The 23,523-nt window shown below is 64.5% G+C and carries 23 protein-coding genes; 20 read left to right on the top strand and 3 right to left on the bottom strand.

All coding sequences use genetic code 11. The features are described from left to right. Nucleotides 1–88: 88 nt before the first annotated feature. The 10 genes from K6G35_RS09750 to K6G35_RS09705 all read left to right on the top strand — a co-directional run bounded on the left by K6G35_RS09750 (nt 89) and on the right by K6G35_RS09705 (nt 10,748). Complete coding sequence (locus tag K6G35_RS09750; RefSeq protein ID WP_495675614.1) at nt 89–2,458, top strand: DNA polymerase III subunit gamma/tau; 2,370 nt, start codon at nt 89–91, stop codon at nt 2,456–2,458. 80 nt (nt 2,459–2,538) lie between these two features. Next, complete coding sequence (locus K6G35_RS09745) at nt 2,539–2,865, top strand: YbaB/EbfC family nucleoid-associated protein (RefSeq protein ID WP_008647477.1); 327 nt, start codon at nt 2,539–2,541, stop codon at nt 2,863–2,865. Between the two features lie 28 nt (nt 2,866–2,893). Next, nucleotides 2,894–3,508, top strand: a complete 615-nt coding sequence (gene recR, locus K6G35_RS09740) for a recombination mediator RecR (RefSeq protein ID WP_008647479.1) — start codon at nt 2,894–2,896, stop codon at nt 3,506–3,508. A gap of 6 nt (nt 3,509–3,514) precedes the next feature. Continuing rightward, nucleotides 3,515–4,420: a LysR family transcriptional regulator gene (locus tag K6G35_RS09735; RefSeq protein WP_008647482.1), complete on the top strand. Its 906-nt coding sequence runs from the start codon at nt 3,515–3,517 to the stop codon at nt 4,418–4,420. Nucleotides 4,421–4,585: 165 nt separating this feature from the next. Then, nucleotides 4,586–5,782: a CaiB/BaiF CoA transferase family protein gene (locus K6G35_RS09730; RefSeq protein ID WP_035882319.1), complete on the top strand. Its 1,197-nt coding sequence runs from the start codon at nt 4,586–4,588 to the stop codon at nt 5,780–5,782. A gap of 8 nt (nt 5,783–5,790) precedes the next feature. After that, nucleotides 5,791–6,759: a hydroxymethylglutaryl-CoA lyase gene (locus K6G35_RS09725; RefSeq protein ID WP_035882360.1), complete on the top strand. Its 969-nt coding sequence runs from the start codon at nt 5,791–5,793 to the stop codon at nt 6,757–6,759. A 59-nt stretch (nt 6,760–6,818) separates the two neighbouring features. Beyond that, nucleotides 6,819–7,799, top strand: coding sequence for a Bug family tripartite tricarboxylate transporter substrate binding protein (locus K6G35_RS09720; RefSeq protein ID WP_008647488.1), 981 nt, complete (start codon nt 6,819–6,821; stop codon nt 7,797–7,799). Between the two features lie 171 nt (nt 7,800–7,970). After that, nucleotides 7,971–9,014, top strand: a complete 1,044-nt coding sequence (locus K6G35_RS09715; protein ID WP_029307553.1) for an ABC transporter substrate-binding protein — start codon at nt 7,971–7,973, stop codon at nt 9,012–9,014. 102 nt (nt 9,015–9,116) lie between these two features. Next, the gene (locus K6G35_RS09710) at nt 9,117–9,929 is read left to right on the top strand and encodes an ABC transporter ATP-binding protein (RefSeq protein ID WP_286882181.1); all 813 of its coding nucleotides are present in this window, start codon (nt 9,117–9,119) and stop codon (nt 9,927–9,929) included. A 27-nt stretch (nt 9,930–9,956) separates the two neighbouring features. Further along, a complete protein-coding gene (locus tag K6G35_RS09705) occupies nt 9,957–10,748 on the top strand; it encodes an ABC transporter permease (RefSeq protein WP_186425000.1) in 792 nt (263 codons plus the stop codon). Between the two features lie 67 nt (nt 10,749–10,815). Here K6G35_RS09705 and K6G35_RS09700 read toward each other — a convergent pair whose 3' ends face one another. After that, the gene (locus K6G35_RS09700; protein WP_008647506.1) at nt 10,816–11,790 is read right to left on the bottom strand and encodes an NADPH:quinone oxidoreductase family protein; all 975 of its coding nucleotides are present in this window, start codon (nt 11,788–11,790) and stop codon (nt 10,816–10,818) included. 178 nt (nt 11,791–11,968) lie between these two features. Between K6G35_RS09700 and surE the strand changes: the two genes are divergently transcribed. The 5 genes from surE to K6G35_RS09675 all read left to right on the top strand — a co-directional run bounded on the left by surE (nt 11,969) and on the right by K6G35_RS09675 (nt 16,614). Continuing rightward, a complete protein-coding gene (surE, locus tag K6G35_RS09695; RefSeq protein WP_008647507.1) occupies nt 11,969–12,721 on the top strand; it encodes a 5'/3'-nucleotidase SurE in 753 nt (250 codons plus the stop codon). Nucleotides 12,722–12,809: 88 nt separating this feature from the next. Next, a complete protein-coding gene (locus tag K6G35_RS09690) occupies nt 12,810–13,718 on the top strand; it encodes a protein-L-isoaspartate(D-aspartate) O-methyltransferase (protein WP_286882178.1) in 909 nt (302 codons plus the stop codon). Nucleotides 13,719–13,726: 8 nt separating this feature from the next. Beyond that, the gene (locus K6G35_RS09685; protein ID WP_035882325.1) at nt 13,727–14,614 is read left to right on the top strand and encodes a peptidoglycan DD-metalloendopeptidase family protein; all 888 of its coding nucleotides are present in this window, start codon (nt 13,727–13,729) and stop codon (nt 14,612–14,614) included. A 6-nt stretch (nt 14,615–14,620) separates the two neighbouring features. Then, the gene (gene rpoS / locus K6G35_RS09680) at nt 14,621–15,781 is read left to right on the top strand and encodes an RNA polymerase sigma factor RpoS (protein ID WP_035882326.1); all 1,161 of its coding nucleotides are present in this window, start codon (nt 14,621–14,623) and stop codon (nt 15,779–15,781) included. Continuing rightward, a complete protein-coding gene (locus K6G35_RS09675; RefSeq protein ID WP_008643743.1) occupies nt 15,778–16,614 on the top strand; it encodes a 3'-5' exonuclease in 837 nt (278 codons plus the stop codon). Before rpoS ends, K6G35_RS09675 begins: the two co-directional genes overlap by 4 nt. A 1-nt stretch (nt 16,615) precedes the next feature. Here K6G35_RS09675 and K6G35_RS09670 read toward each other — a convergent pair whose 3' ends face one another. Further along, nucleotides 16,616–17,470, bottom strand: coding sequence for an endonuclease/exonuclease/phosphatase family protein (locus K6G35_RS09670; RefSeq protein ID WP_008643746.1), 855 nt, complete (start codon nt 17,468–17,470; stop codon nt 16,616–16,618). A 185-nt stretch (nt 17,471–17,655) separates the two neighbouring features. On the opposite strand from K6G35_RS09670, the gene rlmD reads away from it, so the two are divergent. Beyond that, nucleotides 17,656–18,960 (top strand): 23S rRNA (uracil(1939)-C(5))-methyltransferase RlmD, encoded by a 1,305-nt coding sequence (gene rlmD, locus K6G35_RS09665; RefSeq protein WP_495676342.1) that lies wholly within the window; start codon nt 17,656–17,658, stop codon nt 18,958–18,960. Nucleotides 18,961–19,023: 63 nt separating this feature from the next. On the opposite strand, the gene K6G35_RS09660 is transcribed toward rlmD, so the two are convergent. Beyond that, nucleotides 19,024–19,731, bottom strand: a complete 708-nt coding sequence (locus K6G35_RS09660; protein WP_008643750.1) for a Bax inhibitor-1/YccA family protein — start codon at nt 19,729–19,731, stop codon at nt 19,024–19,026. Nucleotides 19,732–20,071: 340 nt separating this feature from the next. Between K6G35_RS09660 and ndk the strand changes: the two genes are divergently transcribed. The 4 genes from ndk to K6G35_RS09640 are packed head-to-tail and all read left to right on the top strand — an operon-like array spanning nt 20,072 to nt 23,522. Further along, entirely contained in the window at nt 20,072–20,497 is a 426-nt protein-coding gene (ndk, locus tag K6G35_RS09655; protein WP_008643751.1) for a nucleoside-diphosphate kinase, read from the top strand. Nucleotides 20,498–20,546: 49 nt separating this feature from the next. Beyond that, the gene (rlmN, locus tag K6G35_RS09650) at nt 20,547–21,701 is read left to right on the top strand and encodes a dual-specificity RNA methyltransferase RlmN (RefSeq protein ID WP_029307560.1); all 1,155 of its coding nucleotides are present in this window, start codon (nt 20,547–20,549) and stop codon (nt 21,699–21,701) included. After that, entirely contained in the window at nt 21,698–22,474 is a 777-nt protein-coding gene (pilW, locus tag K6G35_RS09645) for a type IV pilus biogenesis/stability protein PilW (RefSeq protein ID WP_186425004.1), read from the top strand. The genes rlmN and pilW overlap by 4 nt, the downstream gene beginning before the upstream one ends. Continuing rightward, entirely contained in the window at nt 22,467–23,522 is a 1,056-nt protein-coding gene (locus tag K6G35_RS09640) for a RodZ domain-containing protein (protein WP_495675613.1), read from the top strand. The genes pilW and K6G35_RS09640 overlap by 8 nt, the downstream gene beginning before the upstream one ends. Nucleotide 23,523 lies beyond the last annotated feature (1 nt).

Raw genomic sequence — 23,523 nt, 5'->3', positions numbered from 1 at the left:
GCTTCACGGATGGCGGCGGCGTGCGATAGCATCTGGCAACTCCAAATCCAGGTCTGACCCAGGTCCGCCTTTTGCTACAATCGCCGCCATGAGTTATCAAGTTCTAGCGCGCAAATGGCGCCCCAGGGATTTCACCACGCTGGTCGGCCAGGAGCACGTGGTCCGCGCGCTCACGCACGCGCTGGAACAGCAGCGGCTGCATCACGCCTACCTGTTCACCGGCACGCGCGGCGTCGGCAAGACCACGCTGTCCCGGATCCTGGCCAAGGCCCTCAATTGCACCGGCCCTGACGGCAACGGCGGTATCACCGCCCAGCCTTGCGGCCAGTGCAAGGCCTGCACGGAAATCGACAGCGGGCGGTTCGTCGACTACATCGAGATGGACGCGGCGTCGAACCGCGGCGTCGACGAGATGGCGCAGCTGCTCGACAAGGCGATCTACGCCCCGACGGCCGGCCGCTTCAAGGTCTACATGATCGACGAAGTGCACATGCTGACCAACCACGCCTTCAACGCCATGCTGAAGACGCTGGAGGAGCCGCCCGAGCACGTCAAGTTCATCCTGGCCACGACCGATCCGCAGAAGATTCCGGTCACGGTGCTGTCACGCTGCCTGCAGTTCAATCTGAAGCAGATGCCGCCGGGTCACATCGTCTCGCACCTCGACCACATCCTGGCCCAGGAAGGGATCGGCCACGACGGTAGCGCGCTGCGCCTGCTGGCGCAGGCCGCCCATGGGTCGATGCGCGATGCGCTGTCGCTGACCGACCAGGCCATTGCCTACAGTGCTGGCCAGGTGTCGGAAGAGGCAGTGCGCGGCATGTTGGGGGCGATTGATCAGAGCTACCTCGTGCAACTGCTCGACGCGCTGGCTGCCGAAGACGGCGCCACGATGCTCGGCATCGCCGATTCCATGGCCGACCGCAGTCTGTCGTTTGCCGGGGCGCTGCAGGATCTTGGCTCGCTGCTGCACAAGGTCACGCTGGCGCAGGCCGTGCCGGCTTCCGTGCAGGACGAATGGCCCGAGGCCGAGGACGTACGCCGCCTGGCTGGGCAGTTCGACGCCCAGGAAACCCAGCTTTTCTATCAGATTGCCAACCTTGGCCGCAGCGAACTGGCGCTGGCGCCGGACGAGTACGCCGGCTTCACGATGACGCTGCTGCGAATGCTGGCGTTCCGGCCGTCCATTGCTCCCGCTTCGCCGGTGAGCGGACAGGGCGGTGGCGGGCAACAGGTGGCACGCCCGCGCCCGGCTGGCACGACGAGCGCCGCACCGTCGCCCCGGGTCATGGCATCGGCTGCTGCCGAGCCTGTGGCGGCCGAGCCGGTCAAGGCTGCGCCAGTGGTCGCGCCGACAGCGCCGACAGCGCCGATTACGGCCGCTGCTCCGGCTGCATCCGCAGCACCCTCCACGCCCGCTGCGCCAGCGAAGTCAGCCGAACCCGCGCCGCCCCAGGCTGACGTGGATACGTCGATGTCGCCAGCCCGTGCGGCGTTGGCCGCCGCGCGTCAAGCTTCCGCTGGTCGTGCTGGCCGTCCGATGTCAGCTGCGCCAAATGCAGGTGCCGCCGCCGCGGCCAGTTCGCGCCCGGCTGCGCAGCCGCTGCGTCCGCCTTCCGCCTCACGGCCGGCTACCACTGCCGCGCCGGCTCCGGCTCCGGCTCCGGCAGTTGCGCCGGCAGTGACGCCGGCTGTCGCTCCGAGCAAGGCCGCTGCTGCCCCTGTCGCGGCCGCGCGCCCGGCACCGGTCGCCAAGCCCGCGCCGCAACCCGAAGCCACGTCCGTCCCGCCGTGGGAAGCCGCGGGTGCAAGTGACGTACCGCCGTGGGAAGAGATGCCGCCCGATCTGCCTGTGATCGGTCCGTACGACAGCGATCCGGGCTATGACCCGAGCTTCGGTGGTTTCGACAACGGCTTTGAATCCGACAGCGCCGATCGCGCGCCGCGCGCTGCTCGCAAGCCGGCGCCGACGCAATCGGCAGCCAAGCCGGTCAGCAAGCCCGAACCGGAACCGGCAGTGCAACTGGCACCTGCCGTCCCGCAAGTGGCGCCAAGCGCCGGCGAGGATGGCACGCCGCCGGTTTTCACTGGCGACTGGCCCGAGTTCGCCGCCGCCCTGCCGCTCAAGGGGCTGGCCCAGCAGCTTGCACTTCAAAGCGAACTGCATCGCGTGGTCGGCCGTACGCTGCATCTGCGCGTGCCGGTTGCGGCGATTGCCGAAGCTAACGTCGCGGAGCGGCTTCAGGCCGCGCTGGTCGAGCATTTCCGCGTCGACGTGCGCGTGCAATGCGTCGTCGGCGGCGTGACGCATACCGCGGCGGCTGTCGATGCCGCGGCGCGTGCGGAACGCCAGCGCGAAGCCGAGGCCGAGATCGACCGCGACCCGTTTGTACAAGGTCTGCTGCGGGAGTTCGGCGGCCAGATCGTGCCAGGGTCGATCCAGCCGCGCGCAGCTTGAATTTCAAGTTTCAAGTGGCGGCCGCCTGACCAAGGGCCGCGCCGCCCGCCCCCATCCACACGTATTCAAGGAGTGATCCCATGATGAAAGGTCAACTGGCCGGGCTGATGAAGCAAGCCCAGCAGATGCAGGAAAACATGAAGAAGATGCAGGAACAGCTTGCCCAGATCGAGGTCGAGGGCCAGTCCGGCGCCGGCCTCGTGAAGGTGGTGATGACCTGCAAGAACGACGTCAAGCGCGTCACGATCGATCCGAGCCTGCTGGCCGATGACAAGGACCTGCTGGAAGACCTGGTAGCCGCCGCGTTCAACGACGCCGTGCGCAAGGCCGAGGCCACCACGCAAGAAAAGATGGGTTCGATGACGTCGGGTCTGCCGCTGCCTCCGGGCTTCAAGCTGCCATTCTGATGACACGTTCAGACCAGGCGGCTCTGTCATGAGAGCGGCGCCGCCCACCTCGCTGCAGGCGCTGATCGAGGCGCTCAAGGTGCTGCCCGGCGTTGGACCGAAGTCGGCCCAACGCATGGCGTATCACCTGCTGCAGCACGACCGCGAAGGCGCGCGCAAGCTTGGCGACGCGCTGCGCGGGGCCGTCGATGGCATCCGCCATTGCACGCGCTGCAATACCTTCACCGAACTCGAAATCTGCGGAACCTGCAGCGATCCAGAGCGTGACGCGACGCTGCTCTGCGTGGTCGAAACGCCGGCCGATCAGGTCATGATCGAGCAGACGCTGACCTATCGCGGCCAGTATTTCGTGTTGATGGGGCGGCTCTCGCCGCTCGACGGCATCGGTCCGAAGGAGATTCATCTCGACCGCCTGCTGGCACGTGCTACCGACCCCGAACTCGGTGGCCCGGCCAGCGAGGTGATCGTCGCCACCAACTTCACCAGCGAGGGCGAGGCCACCGCGCACTACATCGGCGAAATGCTGAAGGCGCGCGGGCTCAAGGTCTCGCGTCTGGCGCGAGGCGTGCCGGTGGGTGGCGAACTGGAATACGTGGATGCGGGCACCATCGCCCGCGCCGTGATGGACCGTCGCACCCTGTAACGGACCATGAATCTGGCGCGCTTCGATCTCGTCACGCTGGGGCTGTTCGTGGCCGTGGCACGGCAGGGCAGTATCTCGGCCGGCGCGCGGCAATCGCATCTCGCCGTGGCGGCTGCCAGCAAGCGGATCTCCGACCTGGAGACTGCGGTCGGGGCGCCGCTGTTTTTCCGCCATGCCGCTGGCGTGCAGCTTACCGAGGCGGGGCAGGCTTGCTTCCACCACGCGCTGACCATCCTGCAGGACGTGGAGCGCATGGCCGGGGTGATGTCCGACTACGCCTCGGGTGTGCGCGGGCAGGTGCGCGTCTGTGCCAATACCTCGGCCATCACGCAGTTTCTTCCCGATGATCTGGCGCAGTTCATGCGCCAGCATCCCACCATCCGCATCGAACTCGAAGAGCACAACAGCAGCGACATCGTTGCCGCTGTCATGGAAAACCGGGCCGATGTGGGCATCTTCGCCGACCGCACGCCGTGCGCGGGACTGGTGACGGTCGAGTATCGGCAGGACGAACTCGTCATCATCACGCCTCCGGGGCATCCACTGGCGCAAAACGGCCCGGTCCACTATGCCGATGCGCTCGAATACGACTTCGTCAGCTTGCCGCAGGTGACCTCGCTGGCGGCACGGCTGCTGGAAGAAAGTAGTCGGCTCGAGCGGCAGTTTCGGCTGCGCATCCAGGTGCGGAGCTTCGACGCGATGTGCCGCATGGTCATGGCCGGTCTGGGCGTGGGGGTGCTGCCGCGGATCGCCGCGGAGCCGCACGTCAAGTCGATGGGGCTCTCGCTGGTCGGACTTCAGGATGCCTGGGCGCGCCGCTCGCTGCTGATCGGCATGCGAGACCCGGCCGGGCTCACTGTCTCGGCGCGGCTGCTGATCAGCCATCTCTGCGGCGACCGCGCGCCATTCTGAGCCCCCGAGCCCGCTTCCGAACCCTATAGGGTTCTCCCTGATCTTTCGCATTCCGAGAAAGCCCGCTTTCCGGAATGCCGATTCCGCATCACCCCGCCGCTGGGGCACACTCCGTCGAAACTACGCCAATCCACCCCAATTGGGGTCAGTTTCTCGGAGACACTCATGGCGCGACAGATTCTCGACGGCATCCGCGTTCTCGAACTGGGCCAGCTGATTGCAGGCCCCTTTGCCGCCAAGACACTTGCCGATTTCGGCGCACACGTGGTCAAGGTGGAGCCGCCCGGGCAGGGCGATCCGCTGCGAAAGTGGCGCATGTTGCACGAAGACACCTCGGTCTGGTGGGAAGCTCAGTCACGCAACAAGCAGTCGATTGCCATCGATCTGCGCCAGCCGGAGGGCCAGGCTCTGGTGCGCAAGCTGGCCAGCGAGGCCGATGTCCTGATCGAGAACTTCCGCCCGGGAACCATGGAGAAATGGGGGCTCGGCTGGGATGTGCTTCATGCCGACAATCCGAAGCTGATCATGGTGCGGGTCTCGGGCTACGGCCAAAGCGGCCCGAAGCGGGATGAGCCCGGCTTTGCGGCGGTGGCCGAGGCGATGAGCGGGCTGCGCTACCTGACCGGCGAGCCCGGACGCCCGCCCGTGCGTGCGGGCTTGTCGCTGGGCGACACGATCGCCGGCCTGCATGGCGCGCTTGGCGTGCTGCTGGCGCTGTACGAACGCGATGCGCGCGGTGGCGAAGGCCAGGTCATCGACGTGGCGCTGTACGAGTCGCTGTTCAATCTGAGCGAAAGCCTGTTGCCCGAGTACTCCGCGTTCGGCGCTGTGCGCCAGCCGGCCGGGGGGGCCTTGCCGGGGATCGCGCCGTCGAATGCCTACCTGTGCGGCTGCGGTGAGTATGTGCTGATCGCTGCCAACGGCGACGCGATCTTCCGCCGTCTGATGGCCGCGATGGGGCGCAACGACTTGGGCGAAGACCCGGCGCTGGCACGCAATGATGGCCGCGTGAAGCGTGTCGACGAGATCGACGCTGCGATTACCACCTGGACGAAGACACAAACCGTGGCCTCCGCGCTGGAGGTGCTGCGCACCGCCGACGTGCCATCTGGCCGCATCTACACCGTCAAAGACATCGCCGAAGACCCGCACTACCGGGCGCGTGGCGTGATCGAGACGGTGACATCCGCGAAGGGCCTGCAGGTGGAGGTGCCGGGCATCATGCCGAAGCTGTCGGGCAATCCGGGCGGCATCCACGATCGCGCGCCGACGCTGGGCGAGCATACCGATTCCGTGCTGGTCGATGCCGGCTTCGACGCAGCGGCCATTGCCGACCTGCGTAATCGTGGAGTGATTGCATGAGTGCCAAGATGAGTGCTGCTACGTATCCGCTGTCAGGCCCGGCGAAGGTCGAGATCAACGAAGTCGCCCCGCGCGACGGGCTCCAGATCGAACCGTTCATCGTCCCCACCGAGGGCAAGGTCGCCTTCGTCAACGCGCTGGCACGTTGCGGTTTCGCGCGTATCGAAGCCACGTCGTTCACGTCGGCCCGCGCCATTCCCGCGCTGGCAGATGCGGAAGCCGTGATGCATCAGGTCGAGCGCGTCGCCGGCGTAGGGCTGACCGTGCTGGTGCCGAACCTGCGCGGGCTGGAGCGCGCGTTGTCTTGCCGCCCCGACGAAGTCAATCTGGTGATGTCATCCAGCGAGACGCACAACCGCGCCAATCTGCGCATGACGCGCGATCAGTCGCAGGCCCAGTTGCTGGCGATGATCGCTGAAGCGGGCAAGGCCGGCGTGCCTGTCAACGTGTCGCTGTCGACCGTATTCGGCTGCCCGTTCGAGGGCGACGTCAGCGAGGCCGAGGTCATGCGCCTGGCGAAGGCGTTTGCCGATGCCGGTGCGGCGGGTATCACCCTGTGCGATACCACGGGCATGGCCTATCCCAACCAGGTGGCCGCGCTCTGCGAGACGTTCCAGCGCGCCTTGCCGAAGACTGGCCTGACGATTCATCTGCACAACACCCGAGGCATGGGCCTGGCGAACGCGATCGCCGCGTGGCAGACCGGCGTGACGCGGTTCGACGCCGCAGCCGGTGGGCTGGGTGGGTGCCCGTACGCGCCCGGCGCGAGCGGCAACGTCAGCACCGAGGATCTTGTGCACATGTTCGCGTCGATGGGCGTGGATACGGGCGTCGATCTGGACGCGCTGCTCGACGTGGTCGCGGGCGTCTCCGATCTGGTGCAACGCGACGTGTCCAGCCAGCTCCTGCGCGCCGGCCCGCGCCTGCGCACGCATCAGCCGCCAGCGTGGATGGAAGCGTTTTTCGCCAAGGCTTGATGGCAGGCATCAACCGACAGATTTTTTTGAGTCCCCCAATAAAACATACGGAGACAACCATGAAACGCACACTGATTGGTGCCGGCACACTGCTGGCTGCCACCGGTCTGGCCATGTCCGCGGCCGCACACGCGCAGGAGGGCACGTACCCCAATCGCCCGATCATGCTTGTGGTGTCGGCCGCCGCCGGTGGCACGACCGATCTGGCCGCGCGCATGATTTCCGAGCCGCTGTCGAAGGCGCTCGGACAATCGGTGGTGGTCGACAACAAGCCCGGCGGCAATGGCACGATTGCCGCGCAGGCTGTGCAACGGGCCAAGCCGGATGGCTACACGCTGCTGGTGCAGTACTCGGGCTATCACGTGATCACGCCGTTGCTGACGAAGACTTCGTGGGACCCGGTCAAGGACTTCGCGCCGGTGGCCAACCTGCTGTCGGCGCCGCAGGTGCTGGTGGTGCGTTCCAGCCTGCCGGTGAAGTCGCTGAAGGAGCTGGTGGCCTACGCCAAGGCCAATCCGAACAAGCTCAACTACGCATCGTCGGGCAATGGGTCGCTGCAGCACGTCTCGACCGAATTGCTCAACGAGATGGCGGGTATCCAGATCACGCACGTGCCCTATAAGGGCACGGGTCCAGCGATGACCGACCTGCTCGGCGGCAATGTCGACATGACGATCACCACGCCGCCGCCGCTGATGGGCCATATCGCCGCCGGCAAGCTGCGTCCGCTCGTGGTCACGAGCAAGACCCGGCTGCCCAGCCTGAAGGACGTGCCGTCGGCGCCGGAGGCCGGCTATCCCGATCTCGACGTTTCGTCCTGGTTCGCGATGTACGCGCCCGTGGGTACTCCCAAGCCAGTGATCGACCGGCTGACAACCGAGATCGAGAAGATCATGAAGTCGGAGGCGTTCCGCAAGAAGGCCGAGGAGCTTGGCGCGGAGGCACGCTACATGAATCCGCAACAGCTCGACCAGTACCAGCGCGCCGAGTTGCAGCGCTGGACCAAGGTGATCAAGGCCGCCGATATCCACGCGGAATGACGGGTTGGCAAGCTGCCTGAAAGGGGCGGCGTGTAGCATGGCCGCCGCCGCGTCTGCCGGGATTAGGTATTGATCCCGATGCGCATGGCGCTTGCGTCCGCTAGCATCGCAGCAAGCCGCCATGCGGCGCGCCCCTCGATCGAACAGAAATAGAAAAGGCAGGAGAGCCATATGTACAACAAGAAGTTCTGGAAACAGGTGCTGATCGCGCTGGCGCTGTTCCTGGCTGGCTGGTTCACGTTTGGCAGCGCGCAGGCGCAGGGCAAGCCGGAGAAGAGCAAGGTCACCATCGCCGTGGGGGGCAAGAACCTGTTCTACTACCTGCCGCTGACGATCGCCGAGCGCCTGGGCTACTTCAAGGAAGAAGGGCTCGACGTCGAGATCGTCGACTTTGCCGGTGGCGCCAAGGCGCTGCAGGCCGTGGTCGGCGGCAGCGCCGATGTGGTGTCGGGCGCGTACGAACACACGATCAACCTGCAGGCCAAGGGCCAGCAGTACCAGGAGTTCGTGCTCCAGGGCCGCGCGCCGCAGATCGTGCTGGTGGTGTCGAACAAGACCATGCCGAACTTCAAGTCGATTGCCGACCTGAAGGGCAAGAAGATCGGCGTGACCGCGCCGGGTTCGTCGACCAACATGATGGCTAACTTCGTGCTGGCCAAGGCCGGGCTGAAGCCGTCCGACGTGTCGTTCATCGGTGTGGGCGCCAGCGCCGGCGCGGTGGCCGCGATGCGTTCGGGCCAGATCGACGCCATGGCCAACCTCGATCCGGTGATCTCGATGCTGACGCAGAAGAACGAGGTCAAGATCGCCTCGGACACGCGCACGATCAAGGAAACGCAGACCGTGTTCGGCGGCAATATGCCGTCGGGCTGCCTCTACGCGTCGGTGTCGTTCATCCAGCAGAACCCGAACACCACCCAGGCAATGGCCAACGCCATGGTGCGCGCGCTGAAGTGGCTGCAAAAGGCCGGCCCGTCGGACATCGTCAAGACCGTGCCGGAGAGCTACCTGCTGGGTGACCGCGCGCTGTATCTGGCCGCGTGGGACAAGGTCAAGGAAGCAATTTCGCCGGACGGCATGATGCCGGCCGATGGCCCGCACACGGCACTGAACACGCTGCAGCAGTTTGATCCGGAGCTCAAGGGCAAGGCGATCAAGCTCGAGAACACGTTCACGAACAACTTCGTGCAGAAGGCCAACGCCAAGTACAAGTAAGACAAGCCAGTATCCGATCCGGCTCCTTCAAGGAGCCGTCTCCCAGTCGCCCGCCGCGCGCCAGCCGTCCGGCGGGCGAAAGCTTCCCAGAGTCATGCCGTCATGAGCACGCCTGCACTTTCACTCGAAAACGTGACCTGCACCTTCGTCTCGCGCGAAGACCGCGCGCAGCGCTATACCGCTGTGCGAGACGTCACGCTATCCATCCAGCCCGGCGAGTTTGTCTCTGTCGTGGGCCCAACCGGCTGCGGCAAGTCGACGCTGCTGAACGTATCGGCCGGCCTGCTCGAACCCTCGACAGGGACCGTGCGCGTCTTTGGCGAGCCGCTCAAGGGCATCAACGCGCGTGCCGGCTACATGTTCCAGACCGAAGCGCTGATGCCGTGGCGCAGCGCGCTCGACAACGTGATCGCCGGCCTGGAGTTCCGCGGAGTGCCGCGCGATGAAGCGGTGAAGCAGGGCGAGGAATGGCTGCGGCGCGTGGGGCTGGGCGGGTTTGGCGATCGTTATCCGCACCAGCTATCCGGCGGCATGCGCAAGCGTGTGAGCCTGGCGCAGACGCTGGTGATGGACCCGGACATCATCCTGATGGACGAGCCGTTCTCGGCGCTGGACATCCAGACGCGCCAGCTCATGGAGAACGAGGTGCTCGACCTGTGGGCGGCCAAACGCAAGGCCGTGCTGTTCATCACGCACGACCTCGACGAGGCCATCGCGATGAGCGACCGCGTGGTGGTGCTGTCCGCCGGGCCGGGCACGCACCCGATCGGCGAGTTTTCCATCGACCTGCCGCGGCCGCGCGATGTGGCCGAGATCCGCAACCATCCGCGCTTCGTGGAGCTGCACGCCGCCATCTGGGACGTGCTGCGCGAAGAAGTGCTCAAGGGCTACGCGCAGCAGCGCAAGGCGGCCTGAGTTTCCCCGATCGGACAACAATCGAACATGGCATTCCGTCCCGACTCAAAAGGTATGCTGCGCGTCTGGCAGCTTCTGCTTCTTGCGGTGGTACTGATCGTGTGGCACATGGCCACGCGTTCCCAGCAAGTGGCGTTCTTCTTCGGTGAGCCGCTGATGGTGGCGCAGCGCATCTGGAGCTGGTTCATCGTCGAACGTGATATCTACCTGCACCTGGGTGTCACGCTGCTCGAAACGGTGCTGGCATTCGGCATTGGTACCGTGTCCGGGCTGGGCGTGGGCCTGTGGCTGGCGCTGAGCCCGTTCACTTCGGCGGTGCTCGATCCCTACGTCAAGGCTGCCAACTCGATGCCACGCGTGATCCTGGCGCCGATCTTCGCGGTCTGGTTCGGTCTCGGCATCTGGTCAAAGGTGGCGCTGGCGGTGACGCTGGTGTTCTTCATCGTCTTTTTCAACGTCTATCAGGGCGTCAAGGAAGTAAGCCCGGTGGTGCTGGCCAACGCGCGCATGCTCGGCGCCAACAAGCGGCAACTGCTGCGCCATGTCTACCTGCCGAGCGCCACGAGCTGGGTGTTTTCCTCGCTGCATACCTCGGTGGGCCTGGCGTTTGTCGGGGCGGTGGTGGGCGAATACCTGGGGTCGGCGCGTGGCGTTGGCTACCTGATCCTGCAGGCTGAAGGCACCTTCGACATCAACACGGTGTTCGCGGGCATCGTGGTGCTGACCGCGTTCGCGCTGGTACTCGACTGGATGGTGACGATGGGGGAGAAGCGGCTGATGCGATGGCAGCCGAAGTCGGGGGAGACGGAGAAGCTCTGACGCTTGAAGCTGCGGTCTGATTTCGCCCCTCTCCCGCGAGCGGGAGAGGGGCAAACAAAAGTCCGACTCAAGGTGTGATGACGATCTTCCCGGTCACCTTGCGGGCTTCCATGTCCTTGAGTGCCTGCGGCGCCTGCTCCAGCGGATACCGCGCCGAGATATGCGGGCGGATCTTGCCTTCCTTCATCCAGCCGAGCATCTGGGCCATGTTGGCCTGATTGGCCTTCGGCTCGCGGCGCGCGAACTCACCCCAGAACACGCCCACCAGCGATGCGCCCTTGAGCAGCGCCAGGTTCAGCGGCATCTTGGGGATCTCGCCGTTGGCGAAACCCACCACCAGATAGCGGCCGCGCCAGGCGATCGAGCGGAACGCCGGTTCTGCATAGACGCCGCCCACCGGGTCATAGATGACATCCGGGCCCTTGCCGTCGGTCAGCGCCTTGACGCGCTCGCGCAGGTCCTCGGTGCTGTAGTTGATCAGCGCATCCGCGCCGTGTTCCTTGCAGACTGCCAGCTTTTCATCGGTGGAAGCCGCGGCGATCACACGCGCGCCGATGGCCTTGCCGATCTCGATGGCTGCCAGACCCACGCCACCGGCCGCGCCCAGCACCAGCATCGTTTCACCGGCCTTGAGCTCACCACGGTCCACCACGGCATGGTGGGATGTGCCGTAGGTCAGCGTGAACGCCGCCGCCACGTCGAAGTCGATGCCCGGAGGCATCGGCACCACGGCCTTGGCGGGCGCCTTGGCCTGGCTGGCGAACGCGCCGTTGCCGAGGTAGGCGATGACCTTGTCGCCGGGCTTGACGTGCGTGACCCCCGCGCCAACGGCATTGACCACGCCGGCCAGTTCGGAACCCGGCGAGAACGGCAGCTCCGGCTTGGCCTGGTACTTGTTCTGAATGATCAGGACATCGGGGAAGTTGACGCCGGCTGCCTTGACGTCGATGACGACCTCGCCGTCACCCGGCACCAGATCGGGCAGCGTTTCCAGGGTCAGGGAGTCGGGCGGGCCCCAGGCTTTGCACAGTACGGCTTTCATTGTGTCTCCAGTTGGAATGGGGCATGCGCGGGGGTACGCATGCGCTGCGGGCAAGTGTAGCGCAGGAAAAGCACGGTCGTTCTGTTCGAAAAATCGCTGCATGACGTCCATTCGGGCGCCGCATGTCCGGGCGCACGATGACGCTCCCGCGCCGCTTTGCTCGGGTACAATCGCGGCCATGCATATCCTCCTCGCCAACGATGACGGCTACCTCGCGCCGGGACTCGCCGTCCTCCACGCCGCGCTCGCCCCCTTGGCGCGCGTGACCGTGATCGCACCCGAACAGAACCATAGCGGGGCATCGAATTCGCTGACGTTGCAGCGGCCGCTGTCTGTCTACGAAGCGCGGGAGGGCGTGCAGAAAGGTTTTCGCTTCATCAATGGCACGCCGACCGATTGCGTGCACGTGGCGCTGACCGGCCTGCTCGATGATATGCCCGATCTGGTGGTCTCCGGGATCAACCAGGGGCAGAACATGGGCGAGGACGTCCTGTACTCGGGCACGGTGGCCGCAGCCATCGAGGGCTATCTGTTCGGGATTCCGTCGATCGCGTTCTCGCAGGTCAATCACGGCTGGGAGCACCTGGACGCCGCGGCGCGCGTGGCGCGCGAGATCGTCGAGCATGTGATCGCTCACCCGCCGACCGAGCCGCTGCTGCTCAACGTCAATATCCCGAACCTGCCGTACGAACATATCCGCGGGCACCGCGCCACGCGTCTCGGCAAGCGGCATCCGTCACAACCGGTGGTGGTGCAGGTGAATCCGCGCGGGGAAACCAATTACTGGATCGGGCCGGCCGGCGACGCGCGCGACGCGAGCGAAGGCACCGATTTTCACGCGACCGCCAATGGCTACGTCTCGCTGACACCGTTGCAGCTGGATCTGACTCATCGCGGCCAGCTCGAAAAAATCGAACAGTGGTTGGGGTGAGCGTGTCATCGCCACGCTGCCTTCAGTCGTTCACATCGAATCCCCGCGCCTGCCTGCGCGTATCCGTCAGATTGCCGTACCTGTTCAAATGAGTTCCACGCCGCGCCGATCCCGCTTTCCACTTCCGCTCGATGCGGTGGTTGAGCGCAAGCCCGCGCCAGCACGAACCGCCGGAATGCCTGCGGTCGGCAAGCGCGCGGCGTCCCCGGCGCCGGCACCGACGGCTGTCAAGCCACGCAAGCCGGCGGCTCCGCCGGTTGCACCGCCGCCGCCGGGCAGCGCCGTGGAAGCTCGGGCGTCCGCAGCGGTGGCTGGCGGGGGTGGGATGGCATCGGATCGGGCTCGGGCGGCATTGGCAGCCCGCCTGCGCGCCGGCGGCATTCGCGACGAGCGGGTGCTTGGCGCCATTGCCACGGTGCCGCGCCACCTGTTCATGGAGCCGGGCCTGGCTTCCCAGGCGTACGAAGACGCTGCGTTGCCGATTGGACATCAGCAAACCATTTCGAAGCCGTCCGTGGTGGCGCGCATGATTGAGTTGCTGCGCGAAGGGATGTCATCCGATCACGCGCTGGCGCGTGTGCTGGAGATCGGCACTGGCTGCGGTTATCAGGCGGCCGTGCTGAGCTTGGTGGCGCAGGAAGTGTTCTCCATAGAGCGGATTCGTCCGCTGCACGAACAAGCCAAGGCGAACCTGCGGCCGCTACGCGTGCCAAACATCCGGTTGCATTACGGCGACGGGATGCTTGGCCTGCCGCAGGCCGCGCCGTTTTCGTCGATCATCCTGGCCGCCGCTGGCATGGAGGTTCCGCAAGCGTTGCTGGAACAACTGGCCATCGGCGGGCGGCTGATCGCCCCGGTGGTCGCGCCCAGTTCTGGCGCGACCGGGCAGACCGTGACGCAGCAGTTGCTGCTGATCGAGCGCCTCAACCGGCATCGTTTTCACAGAACTGCGCTTGAAGCGGTTTTCTTTGTGCCCTTAAAATCGGGCACCATCTGAGTCGAACTATGCACAACATCGTGAAATCGGATTCTTTCGCGCGAGTCGGACAACGTTTGAGCGTCGTGGCGATCGCAGCCGTTCTGGCCGCCTGCGCCAACTCCCCCATGCCCGCCCCTGTGGTGGATCGCACCTCCACGGCCGGCGCCCAGCAGGCTGCCTCCACCGAGCCGGCGCCGCCCGGATACTATCGGGTCAAGCGAGGCGATACGCTTTACCGTATCGCGCTCGAAAATGGCCAGTCGTATCGGGATGTGGCGAGCTGGAACAATATGGCCAATGCGAACCAGATAGAGGTTGGCCAACTGTTGCGCGTGGTGCCGCCGGGTGCGGACGTGAACGCCGCGCCTGGCGTGGCAACCGTGCCGGTGGCGTCGGGTGTCGTCCAGTCCCAGCCGATCGATTCGTCCCGTCCGGTAGGCGCGCCTGTCGGCGCGACGACCAGCACGCCAGCCGCTGTAGCGGCGGCGCCTGCATCGGCCGCGGCAGCCCCGGCAGCAACGCCTTCGGCATCGGCTTCCGCGCCGGCGTCCGATATTCGCCTGGCTTGGCCGGCCAGCGGCCAATTGATCGGCAAATTTGACGAGAAGAGCAACAAAGGCATTGATATTGCGGGTAAAAAGGGCGATGCAGTGCTGGCCGCCGATGAGGGGCGAGTGATTCACGTTGGCCCCTTGCGCGGCTACGGGAATCTTGTCATCATCAAACACAATGACACGTACTTGACGGCCTACGGGCACAACGACAAGGTGCTGGTCACAGAGCAATCGACGGTCCGCAAGGGCCAGAAGATTGCCGAAATGGGTAACAGTGATTCTGACAGGGTCAAGCTGCACTTCGAGGTCCGCAAAAACGGGAAACCGGTCGATCCGATGCGGTATCTGCCGCCACAGTGAGGTTTCATGCCACGCCAGAAAACTGTCTCATCCGGAGTTGTCAGCAGGACCCGTCGTCCCAAGCAGCCGGAAGGAAAGGCTGGAGTGGCAAGACCTGACGGCGGGATCGACACGGAAATGTTCGGCGACGATCCGGCCGCCGAACTGGTACCCGTCACCGATGAGCCGATCGCGCCAGTTTCGCGTGTCGGCCTGCGCAACACGGACTTGAATGCGGACGACGCCGATCACGACGACGGCGACGAGGATGAATCCGAAGAGGATGAGGAAGAGGGCAGCAGTGAGACCACTGCCGAGCCCGATGACTTCCGTACCGTGTTGCACACGGAACTCGCCGCCGACACGGTCCAGCATTATCTCAATCGCATCAGTATCAAGCCGCTGCTGTCCGCGCCGGAGGAACTCCATTTCTCCACGCTGGCCAAGGGCGGTGATTTTTCCGCGCGTCAGGTGATGATCGAGCGCAATCTGCGTCTCGTGGTCAGCATCGCCAAGGGCTATCTGAATCGGGGTGTGCCGCTGCTCGACTTGATCGAGGAAGGCAACCTGGGCCTGATGCATGCGATCGAGAAATTCGATCCTTCTCGCGGATTCCGCTTTTCGACGTATGCCACCTGGTGGATTCGCCAGAGCATAGAGCGCGCGATCATGAACCAGGCACGCACCGTGCGCTTGCCTGTGCACGTGATTCGCGAACTCAACCAGGTTCTGCGCGCCAAGCGCCATCTTGAAAAAGGTGGCACCGATGGCCGCGACGCCAGCCTCGAGGACATCGCCCACCTGCTCGGCAAGACGCCGGACGAGGTGCAGGATGTGCTGGCACTCAATGAACATACCACCTCGCTCGACACGCCGTTCGATCTCGACCCGGGCTCCAGCCTGCTCGATTTTCTTTCCGACGAGCATAACGCCGCACCCGATCAGGAGGTGGCCCACCGCGAGCTGGAAAACCTGATGAAACTCTGGCTGGCGCGACTGTCGGAGAAGCATCGCTATGTGGTGGAGCGCCGTTTCGGCCTCAATCACATCGAGCCGGCCACGCTCGAGGAGCTGGCCGAGGAAATGGGTCTCACGCGCGAGCGCGTGCGTCAGATCCAGCAGGAAGCACTGGTCAAGCTCAAACGGCATTTCGCTTCGCAAGGTGTACGCAAGGACGCCGTTCTATGACTCCTGTGCTGGTATTCGACATCGAGACGATTCCCGATGTCGACGGCCTGCGCCGTTTGCATGACCATCCCGCATCGATGAGCGACGCCGAAGTCGCCGAGCATGCGTTCGCCGCCCGCCGGGAGAAGACCGGCTCCGACTTCCTGCCGCACTACCTGCAGCGCGTGGCCGCCATTTCGTGCGTGCTGCGTCGGACGCAACGCGACGGATCGGCGGTGTTTCATGTCGGCTCGCTGGGCACGCTCGAGGATGGCGAGGCAACGCTGATCCAGAAGTTCTACGAATTGATTGCGCGCTATAGCCCGCAACTCGTGTCCTGGAATGGTGGCGGCTTCGATCTGCCCGTGCTGCACTACCGTGGCCTGGTTCACGGCGTCTCTGCGCCGCGCTACTGGGAAATGGGCGAGGGCCGCGACGACGACAGCCGCGACTTCAAGTGGAACAACTACATTAGCCGCTATCACATGCGGCACCTCGACCTGATGGACCTGCTGGCGATGTACCAGCCGCGCGCGAGCGCGCCACTCGACGATCTGGCGAAGCTGTGCGGATTCCCCGGCAAGATGGGGATGGACGGCAGCAAGGTCTGGGAAGCCTATCAGGCGGGAAAGCTGAACGAGATCCGCGACTACTGCGAGACCGATGTCGTCAACACGTACCTGATGTACTGTCGCTTTCAGCTCATGCGCGGCGGCCTGACGCCGCGCGAGTTCGATATGGAGGTGGCACTGGCCCAGGAGACGCTGGCAGAGCTTCCCGGGGAGCAGTGGATGGAATACCTGCGGGCGTTCCGACTCCAGCCGATGAGCCCGGAGAGCGAGGACGACGACTGATCTACAGATCCATCGTCAGGTGGATCGGTTGATGGTCCGATGCATCTGTGCGGTCGTTGACCTCGCACCGGCCCACATTCCCGAGCAGATCGTCTGTCACGAATACGAAGTCACAGGCGAAGGGTGGCTCCGGCCATTGCTCCTTGTCGAACAGTGCGCAGGTGGGTGCGTGCGGTTGCCCGGGATGCATATGGATCCATGCGTCGTGCCAGTCCGGCGTGACGCCGCCATAGGTTTCCACCATGCGCAGATAGGCCCCAGCTTCCGGCCGGCTGTTGAAGTCGCCGCACAGGATCGCCTCGCTCGGCCGGGGTTCCGGTGTGAACGGGCCGGGCCGGCTTTCCGATCGACCCGGGTGGCGCGCGTGGTCGCAAGCCTGCACATGCCAGTCGCGTAACGCTTCGGTCTGCGCCGTGCGCTGCGATGTCGAGTAATACTCCAGGTGCGTGCAGATGATGCGCAGCAGTCGACTGCCGGCCTGCACCGTGACTTCCAGTGCCACGCGGGGCATTGATGCGACATCGGGATCGGCGGGCCAGGGCAGGGCATGGTGGAAGATCTCGCGCACTGGCAGGCGAGTGGCGATTACGTTACCGAATTGGCGCGGGCTGCCGTCACGGTGGGTCCGGTCGACGCCGGGGGCGAAGATCACCTGGTAGTCCGGCAACAGGGCGGAGAGTTCGGCCACCTGATCGGGGCCGGGGTGGCCGGCAAGGTCGCTGAAGCCGCGCGTGATTTCCTGCAGGCAGAGCACGTCGGCATCGGCCATTCCACGCAGGGTGTCAACAATGCGTGCGAGATCGACCTTGCCGTCGGCCCCGCGGCCCCACTGGATATTCCACGAAATCAGTTCCATAGCCTGCCCCTTCGGTGTCGGGCGCCGCGACTGGACTACAATCGCGCTTTTGCAAAACAATACGACAGGTCCCACTGGTGTCTCAAGCCGTGTCTTCCCAGCCCAATCCGACAAGCCGCCCGGACGCGGCATCTGCCGCTTCCGCCGCTTCCAATGATCCCGTCGTCAAGATCGACAGCCTCGACATGGAGGCGCGTGGCGTCGGCCGTCTGGAGAACGAGGACGGCACGCCAGGCAAGGTGATTTTCGTCGAGGGCGCGCTGCCCGGCGAGACGGTGGCGTATCGCAGCTATCGCCGCAAGCCTAGCTACGAACAGGCCCATCTCGTCGAGGTGAAGCAGGCCTCCGTCATGCGGGTGAAGCCGGGTTGCCAGCATTTTGGCGTGTGCGGTGGCTGCTCGATGCAGCACCTGGATTCGCGCGCGCAACTGGCAATCAAGCAGCGTGTGCTCGAAGACAATCTCTGGCACCTGTCGAAGGTGAAGCCCGACGTCGTGTTCCGTCCGATCGCGGGCCCGGATTGGGGCTATCGCTACCGCGCCCGTCTGACGGTGCGGCACGTTGCCAAGAAGGGTGGAGTGCTGGTGGGCTTCCACGAGCGCAAGAGCAGCTATGTGGCGGACATGACGCGCTGCGAGATCCTGCCGCCGCATGTGTCGGCAATGCTGGTGCCGCTGCGCGAGTTGGTGGGCGGCCTGTCGATCCATGATCGGATGCCGCAGATCGAACTGGCCGTTGGTGCGGAGGTGACCGCACTTGTGTTGCGCATCCTGGAGCCGCTCAACGACGCCGACAAGGACTTGCTGCGGGCCTTCGCCGATCAGCATCAGGTGCAGTTCTGGCTCCAGCCGAAGGGGCCGGACACGGTCTATCCGTTTTATCCGGCCGAGCAGGAGCTGGCCTATACGCTGCCCGAATTCGGCATCCGGATGCCGTTCAAGCCGACCGACTTCACGCAGGTCAATCACCAGATCAATCGCGTGCTGATTGGTCGCGCGCTACGTCTGCTGGATGCGAAGCCGACTGACCGGCTGCTCGACCTGTTCTGCGGCATTGGCAATTTCACGCTGCCGCTGGCGACGCAGGGTGCGTCCGTCATGGGGATCGAGGGAAGCGAGGCGCTGACCACGCGTGCGCTGGCCAATGCCGAGTACAACGGGCTGGCAGCCAAGACGTCCTTCGCCTGCCGCAATCTGTTCGAGGTGACCGCCGAGGACATCGCGGCGCTGGGCCGCTTCGACCGCTGGCTGGTAGACCCGCCGCGCGAGGGTGCGCTGGCTGTCTGCAAGGCGCTTGCTGAACTGAGTCAGGCCGGTAGCGACGTGCTGCCGAAGCGTATCGTCTACGTGTCGTGCAGTCCGGCGACGCTGGCGCGCGACGCGGGCTTGCTGGTGCACGAGGCCGGCTACCGCCTGGCCGGCGCGGGCGTGGTCAATATGTTCCCGCATACGTCGCACGTGGAGTCGATCGCGGTGTTCGAACGCGACTGAATCCACATGGCGCGCTCATGAAAAAAGCCGCCCGAGGGCGGCTTTTTCGTTGGCAGATGCGGGTCAGTCGCGGCTGCCGCCTGCGATGCCGAGCAAGGCCAGCAGGTTCACGAACACGTTGTACACGTCCAGGTAGATCGCGAGCGTGGCGGTCACGTAGTTGGTTTCACCGCCATTCACCACGCGCTGCACGTCCACCAGGATGAACGCCGAGAAGATGCCGATAGCGATCACGGACAGCGTGATCATCAGCGCCGGCAGTTGCAGCCAGATGTTGGCCAGGCTGGCCAGGATCAGCAGGATCACGCCGACGAACAGGAACTTGGCCAGGCCGGAGAAGTCACGCTTGCTCACGCTGGCAATGGTGGCCATCACGCCGAAAACGGCTGCGGTACCGCCAAAGGCGTACATGATCAGTGCAGGGCCGTTCGAGAACGACAGCGTGAAGCTGAGGATGCGCGCCAGCATCAGACCCATGAAGAAGGTGAAGGCCAGCAGCAGGACCACGCCCATGCTGCTGTTCTTGGTCTTCTCAATGGCGAACATGAAGCCGAAGGCGACCGCGAGGAACAGCACGGCCGACATCATCGGGCTGCCAGCGATCATCGCGGTGAATCCAGTGACCACGCCGATCCAGGCGCCGATCACGGTTGGAATCATCGAAATGGCCAGCAGCCAGTAAGTATTGCGAAGGACCCGGTTGCGGACGGCTACATCAGTGGCGCTCGCAGCACTATTGCCGAAACCATAGGTATTCAGCTTGTTGTTCATGGTGACTCCTGTCATCAGATATCAGTGAGGCGCCGGGGCAACCCGGCCAGCACAGCGCCAATGTGGCATCGCGCCCGCGGATTTGCAAGGGGGCTTTGTATGGACAATATCCCCGTTCAATAGTTGTTTTCCGAAAACGCAAACATTTGACGGGGTCTACGCGCTTCCGTTCCCGCGATTTCCGGTCGATAAGTTACTTATGGATATCTTTTTGCCCAGTGGTCTGCGGCGTCGTGCGCGCCTGGAAATGCATTGGCAGGCATGTTCGAAACCGCCATGCGGTCGTGCTAGAATTGCACGTTTAATCCATTTGTAACCCCTTCATTTTTCGGAGTTTTTCATGGCGATCGAACGCACCCTGTCGATTATCAAGCCGGATGCTGTGGCCAAGAACGTTATCGGCCAGATCTACGCCCGTTTCGAGGCCGCCGGCCTGAAAGTCGTTGCAGCCAAGATGGCTCACCTGTCGCGCGGTGAAGCCGAGCAGTTCTACGCTGTTCACAAGGAGCGCCCGTTCTTCAAGGATCTGGTGGACTTCATGGTTTCGGGCCCGGTCATGATCCAGGCTCTGGAAGGCGAAAGCGCTATCGCCAAGAACCGCGACCTGATGGGCGCCACCGACCCGAAGAAGGCTGAAAAGGGCACGATCCGCGCCGATTTCGCCGACAGCATCGACGCTAACGCCGTGCACGGTTCGGATGCTCCGGAAACGGCTGCCGCGGAAGTGGCTTTCTTCTTCCCGGGCATGAACGTTTACAGCCGCTGATTGTCTCTGACATCACGACTGAACCTGTAGTCAAGTTGGAACTGCCGTCATGAACAATCTCGTCAACCTGCTCGATCTCGACGCGGACGCGCTCACCGCCTATTGCGGCGAGCTCGGCGAGAAGCCATTCCGTGCGCGGCAGTTGCAGCGCTGGATCCACCAGTTTGGAGCCAGCCACTTCGACGCCATGACGGATCTCGCCAAGTCGCTGCGCGAAAAGCTCGCGACGCGTGCCGAGATCCGCTCGCCCGCTGCCATTTCGGACAATACATCGTCCGATGGCACGCGCAAATGGCTGCTCGATGTGGGGGACGGTAACGCGGTGGAGACGGTGTACATCCCCGAGGACACGCGCGGCACGCTGTGTGTGTCGTCGCAGGCGGGGTGCGCCGTCAATTGCCGGTTCTGTTCGACCGGCAAGCAAGGTTTTTCCCGCAATCTCTCCACCGGTGAGATTATCGGCCAGCTCTGGATGGCCGAGTTCGCGATGCGCGCCCAACTGGGTCGCGGCCCCAAGGACGAGCGTGTCATCTCCAATGTGGTGATGATGGGCATGGGCGAGCCGCTGCTCAACTATGACGCGGTCGTGCCGGCCATGCGGCTGATGCTCGATGACAATGCGTACGGCCTGTCGCGCCGGCGCGTGACGTTGTCCACGTCCGGCGTGGTGCCGATGATGGACCGCCTGTCGAAGGACTTGCCCGTGGCGCTGGCGGTTTCGCTACACGCCTCGAATGATGCGCTGCGCGACGTGCTCGTGCCGCTCAACCGCAAGTACCCGCTGGCCGAGCTGATGGCGGCTTGTCGCCGCTACCTGGAATTCGCCCCGCGCGATTTCATTACTTTCGAATACTGCATGCTCGATGGCGTCAACGATGGCGTCGAACATGCGCGGGAACTGTTGAAGCTTGTGGCCGACGTGCCGTGCAAGTTCAACCTGATTCCGTTCAACCCGTTCCCGGAATCGGGGCTGAAGCGCTCGAACAACGAGCAGATTCGCCGCTTCGCCCAGGTATTGATGGATGCGGGGATTGTCACGACGATCCGCAAAACACGAGGCGACGACATCGACGCCGCGTGTGGCCAGCTTGCTGGCGAAGTCATGGATCGTACCCGTCTGGCCGAGCGCGGCAAGTTCGGCAAGATCACGCCACTGGTGCCGGTGGCTGACGCCGGCGCCCCTCGGGAGGCCCGTCCTGCATGACCCGTCTGATCGTTGCTGCCCTGCTCGGGCTGATGCTGTCCGCCTGTTCGTTGCCGCCTGCACCCGCCCAGGACATCAAGACCGCTTCCGATCAGACTCCGGCCGACAAGCGCGCCAGTATCAGGCTGCGCCTGGCCACGCAGTACCTTGAGGCGCGCCAGTATTCGGTAGCGCTTGACGAGGTCAAGCAGGCCATCAATATCGATCCGACGCTGGTCGACGCTTATCACGTTCGCGCGCTGATCTACATGGGCATGAACGAGACCGCCCTGGCCGAGGACAGTTTCCGCACCGCGCTGAGCATGCGCGACAGCGACCCGGATGTGTTGAACAACTACGGCTGGTTCCTGTGTCAGAGCAACCGCTATGCAGAGGCGAAGACCATGCTGCAGCGCGCGGTGCAGGCACCGTCCATCAATGGCCCCGTCAAGCCGTTGACGAACCTGGGCGCTTGCGAGATGCGCAATGGCGACCTGATTTCGGCGCAGAAGAGTCTCCAGACGGCCTATGGCTACGACCGCAATGATCCGGCGTTGCTGACGAACCTCGCGCAGCTCAGTTTCCAACGCGGGGAGATGCCGCAGGCCAGGGACTACGTTGGCCGCGTCAACAGCAGCCGCTTTGCCAGCGCGCAATCCCTCTGGCTGGGTGCGCGCATCGCCCGCCGACAGGGCGATACCGAAACACAGAACGCACTCACGGCACAACTGCGCAGCCGGTTCCCCGACTCGCGCGAGTTGACCGCATACGAGAGAGGAGCTTGGGATGAGTGAACAAGAGCGCGCCGACAGCCAGGCCGCGACGACGGGTCACGTCGGCGGTGGCGCGACAGACTCCGACCGCGAGGCCGTTGCCCGCGAGATCGGGGCGAAATTGAAAGACGCTCGCGAGGCGCAGCGGCTTTCTTTGGAAGATGTCAGTGCACGACTGAAGGTGGCAGCGTCGAAGCTTGTCGCCATCGAGTCGGGCAATGTATCGAGCCTGCCCGATGTGACGTTCGCCAAGGGTGTGATGCGTGCTTACGCGCGGGCGCTCCAGGTGAATATCGACGGGTTGCTGGGGCGCTATCACGCGCAGGCTCAGGCCACGCCGGTTACCGGGATCACGCAGCGTCATGAAGGCGCACTCAATCAGGCTTTCGACGATCGCAATCGCTTCGGTTCGAAGGGTACTGGCGGTGGTGCCGGTGGGCGCTGGGTCTGGCTGGTTTGCGTGCTGGCCTTGATCGGCGTTGGTGGATATTTCGGCTTTGATCATGCCAAGGCATGGGTCGAAGCCCGCAGCAAGGCCGCGGCCGAGGCGCCCAAACCGGCTGTTGTCGAGGAGCGGGCCCAGGAGCAGAGCAATAACGATGGCACGGTGAGCGCAGCGTTGCCGCCGGTGATGACCGGCAACGACTCGCCAGCACCGTCCGAGACTGCCTCGGCATCAGCTGCGCAGTCCGTGGCAGTCACGCCGGCTCCGACTACCACGTCGGCGGGTTTGCCGATGGTCACGGGTGGAGAGGCGCCCGCTGAGGCGGCAAAAACGCCAGCCGCTACGCCGGCTGCCACGGTTCCCGCTGCGCAGGACGATAGTGCGGGTGCTGTGCGGATCCGTTTCTCGGCCGATAGCTGGTATGAAGTACGAGACCGCACCGGCAAGGTCATTCTCGGCGGTACGGCCAAGGCTGGCGATACCGTGTCGGGTGGTGGTGCGGGCGGGCCCTACAAGGTCATTCTCGGGAATGTGAAGGGCGTTGAGTCGCTGACGCACAATGGTGCCGCAGTGAACTTCCAGGCGTCCAACCGGAATAATGTGGCCCGCCTGACCCTGCAGTAAT

This window comes from Cupriavidus sp. HY129, from assembly GCF_059492215.1.
This window is presented reverse-complemented; position numbering and strand designations above follow the sequence as displayed.

Coding starts and splice junctions, on each gene's coding strand:
- K6G35_RS09750 (WP_495675614.1), top strand. CDS start 89: ATGAGTTATCAAGTTCTAGCGCGCAAATGGCGCCCCAGGGATTTCACC.
- K6G35_RS09745 (WP_008647477.1), top strand. CDS start 2,539: ATGATGAAAGGTCAACTGGCCGGGCTGATGAAGCAAGCCCAGCAGATG.
- recR (WP_008647479.1), top strand. CDS start 2,894: ATGAGAGCGGCGCCGCCCACCTCGCTGCAGGCGCTGATCGAGGCGCTC.
- K6G35_RS09735 (WP_008647482.1), top strand. CDS start 3,515: ATGAATCTGGCGCGCTTCGATCTCGTCACGCTGGGGCTGTTCGTGGCC.
- K6G35_RS09730 (WP_035882319.1), top strand. CDS start 4,586: ATGGCGCGACAGATTCTCGACGGCATCCGCGTTCTCGAACTGGGCCAG.
- K6G35_RS09725 (WP_035882360.1), top strand. CDS start 5,791: ATGAGTGCTGCTACGTATCCGCTGTCAGGCCCGGCGAAGGTCGAGATC.
- K6G35_RS09720 (WP_008647488.1), top strand. CDS start 6,819: ATGAAACGCACACTGATTGGTGCCGGCACACTGCTGGCTGCCACCGGT.
- K6G35_RS09715 (WP_029307553.1), top strand. CDS start 7,971: ATGTACAACAAGAAGTTCTGGAAACAGGTGCTGATCGCGCTGGCGCTG.
- K6G35_RS09710 (WP_286882181.1), top strand. CDS start 9,117: ATGAGCACGCCTGCACTTTCACTCGAAAACGTGACCTGCACCTTCGTC.
- K6G35_RS09705 (WP_186425000.1), top strand. CDS start 9,957: ATGGCATTCCGTCCCGACTCAAAAGGTATGCTGCGCGTCTGGCAGCTT.
- K6G35_RS09700 (WP_008647506.1), bottom strand. CDS start 11,790: ATGAAAGCCGTACTGTGCAAAGCCTGGGGCCCGCCCGACTCCCTGACC.
- surE (WP_008647507.1), top strand. CDS start 11,969: ATGCATATCCTCCTCGCCAACGATGACGGCTACCTCGCGCCGGGACTC.
- K6G35_RS09690 (WP_286882178.1), top strand. CDS start 12,810: ATGAGTTCCACGCCGCGCCGATCCCGCTTTCCACTTCCGCTCGATGCG.
- K6G35_RS09685 (WP_035882325.1), top strand. CDS start 13,727: ATGCACAACATCGTGAAATCGGATTCTTTCGCGCGAGTCGGACAACGT.
- rpoS (WP_035882326.1), top strand. CDS start 14,621: ATGCCACGCCAGAAAACTGTCTCATCCGGAGTTGTCAGCAGGACCCGT.
- K6G35_RS09675 (WP_008643743.1), top strand. CDS start 15,778: ATGACTCCTGTGCTGGTATTCGACATCGAGACGATTCCCGATGTCGAC.
- K6G35_RS09670 (WP_008643746.1), bottom strand. CDS start 17,470: ATGGAACTGATTTCGTGGAATATCCAGTGGGGCCGCGGGGCCGACGGC.
- rlmD (WP_495676342.1), top strand. CDS start 17,656: ATGGAGGCGCGTGGCGTCGGCCGTCTGGAGAACGAGGACGGCACGCCA.
- K6G35_RS09660 (WP_008643750.1), bottom strand. CDS start 19,731: ATGAACAACAAGCTGAATACCTATGGTTTCGGCAATAGTGCTGCGAGC.
- ndk (WP_008643751.1), top strand. CDS start 20,072: ATGGCGATCGAACGCACCCTGTCGATTATCAAGCCGGATGCTGTGGCC.
- rlmN (WP_029307560.1), top strand. CDS start 20,547: ATGAACAATCTCGTCAACCTGCTCGATCTCGACGCGGACGCGCTCACC.
- pilW (WP_186425004.1), top strand. CDS start 21,698: ATGACCCGTCTGATCGTTGCTGCCCTGCTCGGGCTGATGCTGTCCGCC.
- K6G35_RS09640 (WP_495675613.1), top strand. CDS start 22,467: ATGAGTGAACAAGAGCGCGCCGACAGCCAGGCCGCGACGACGGGTCAC.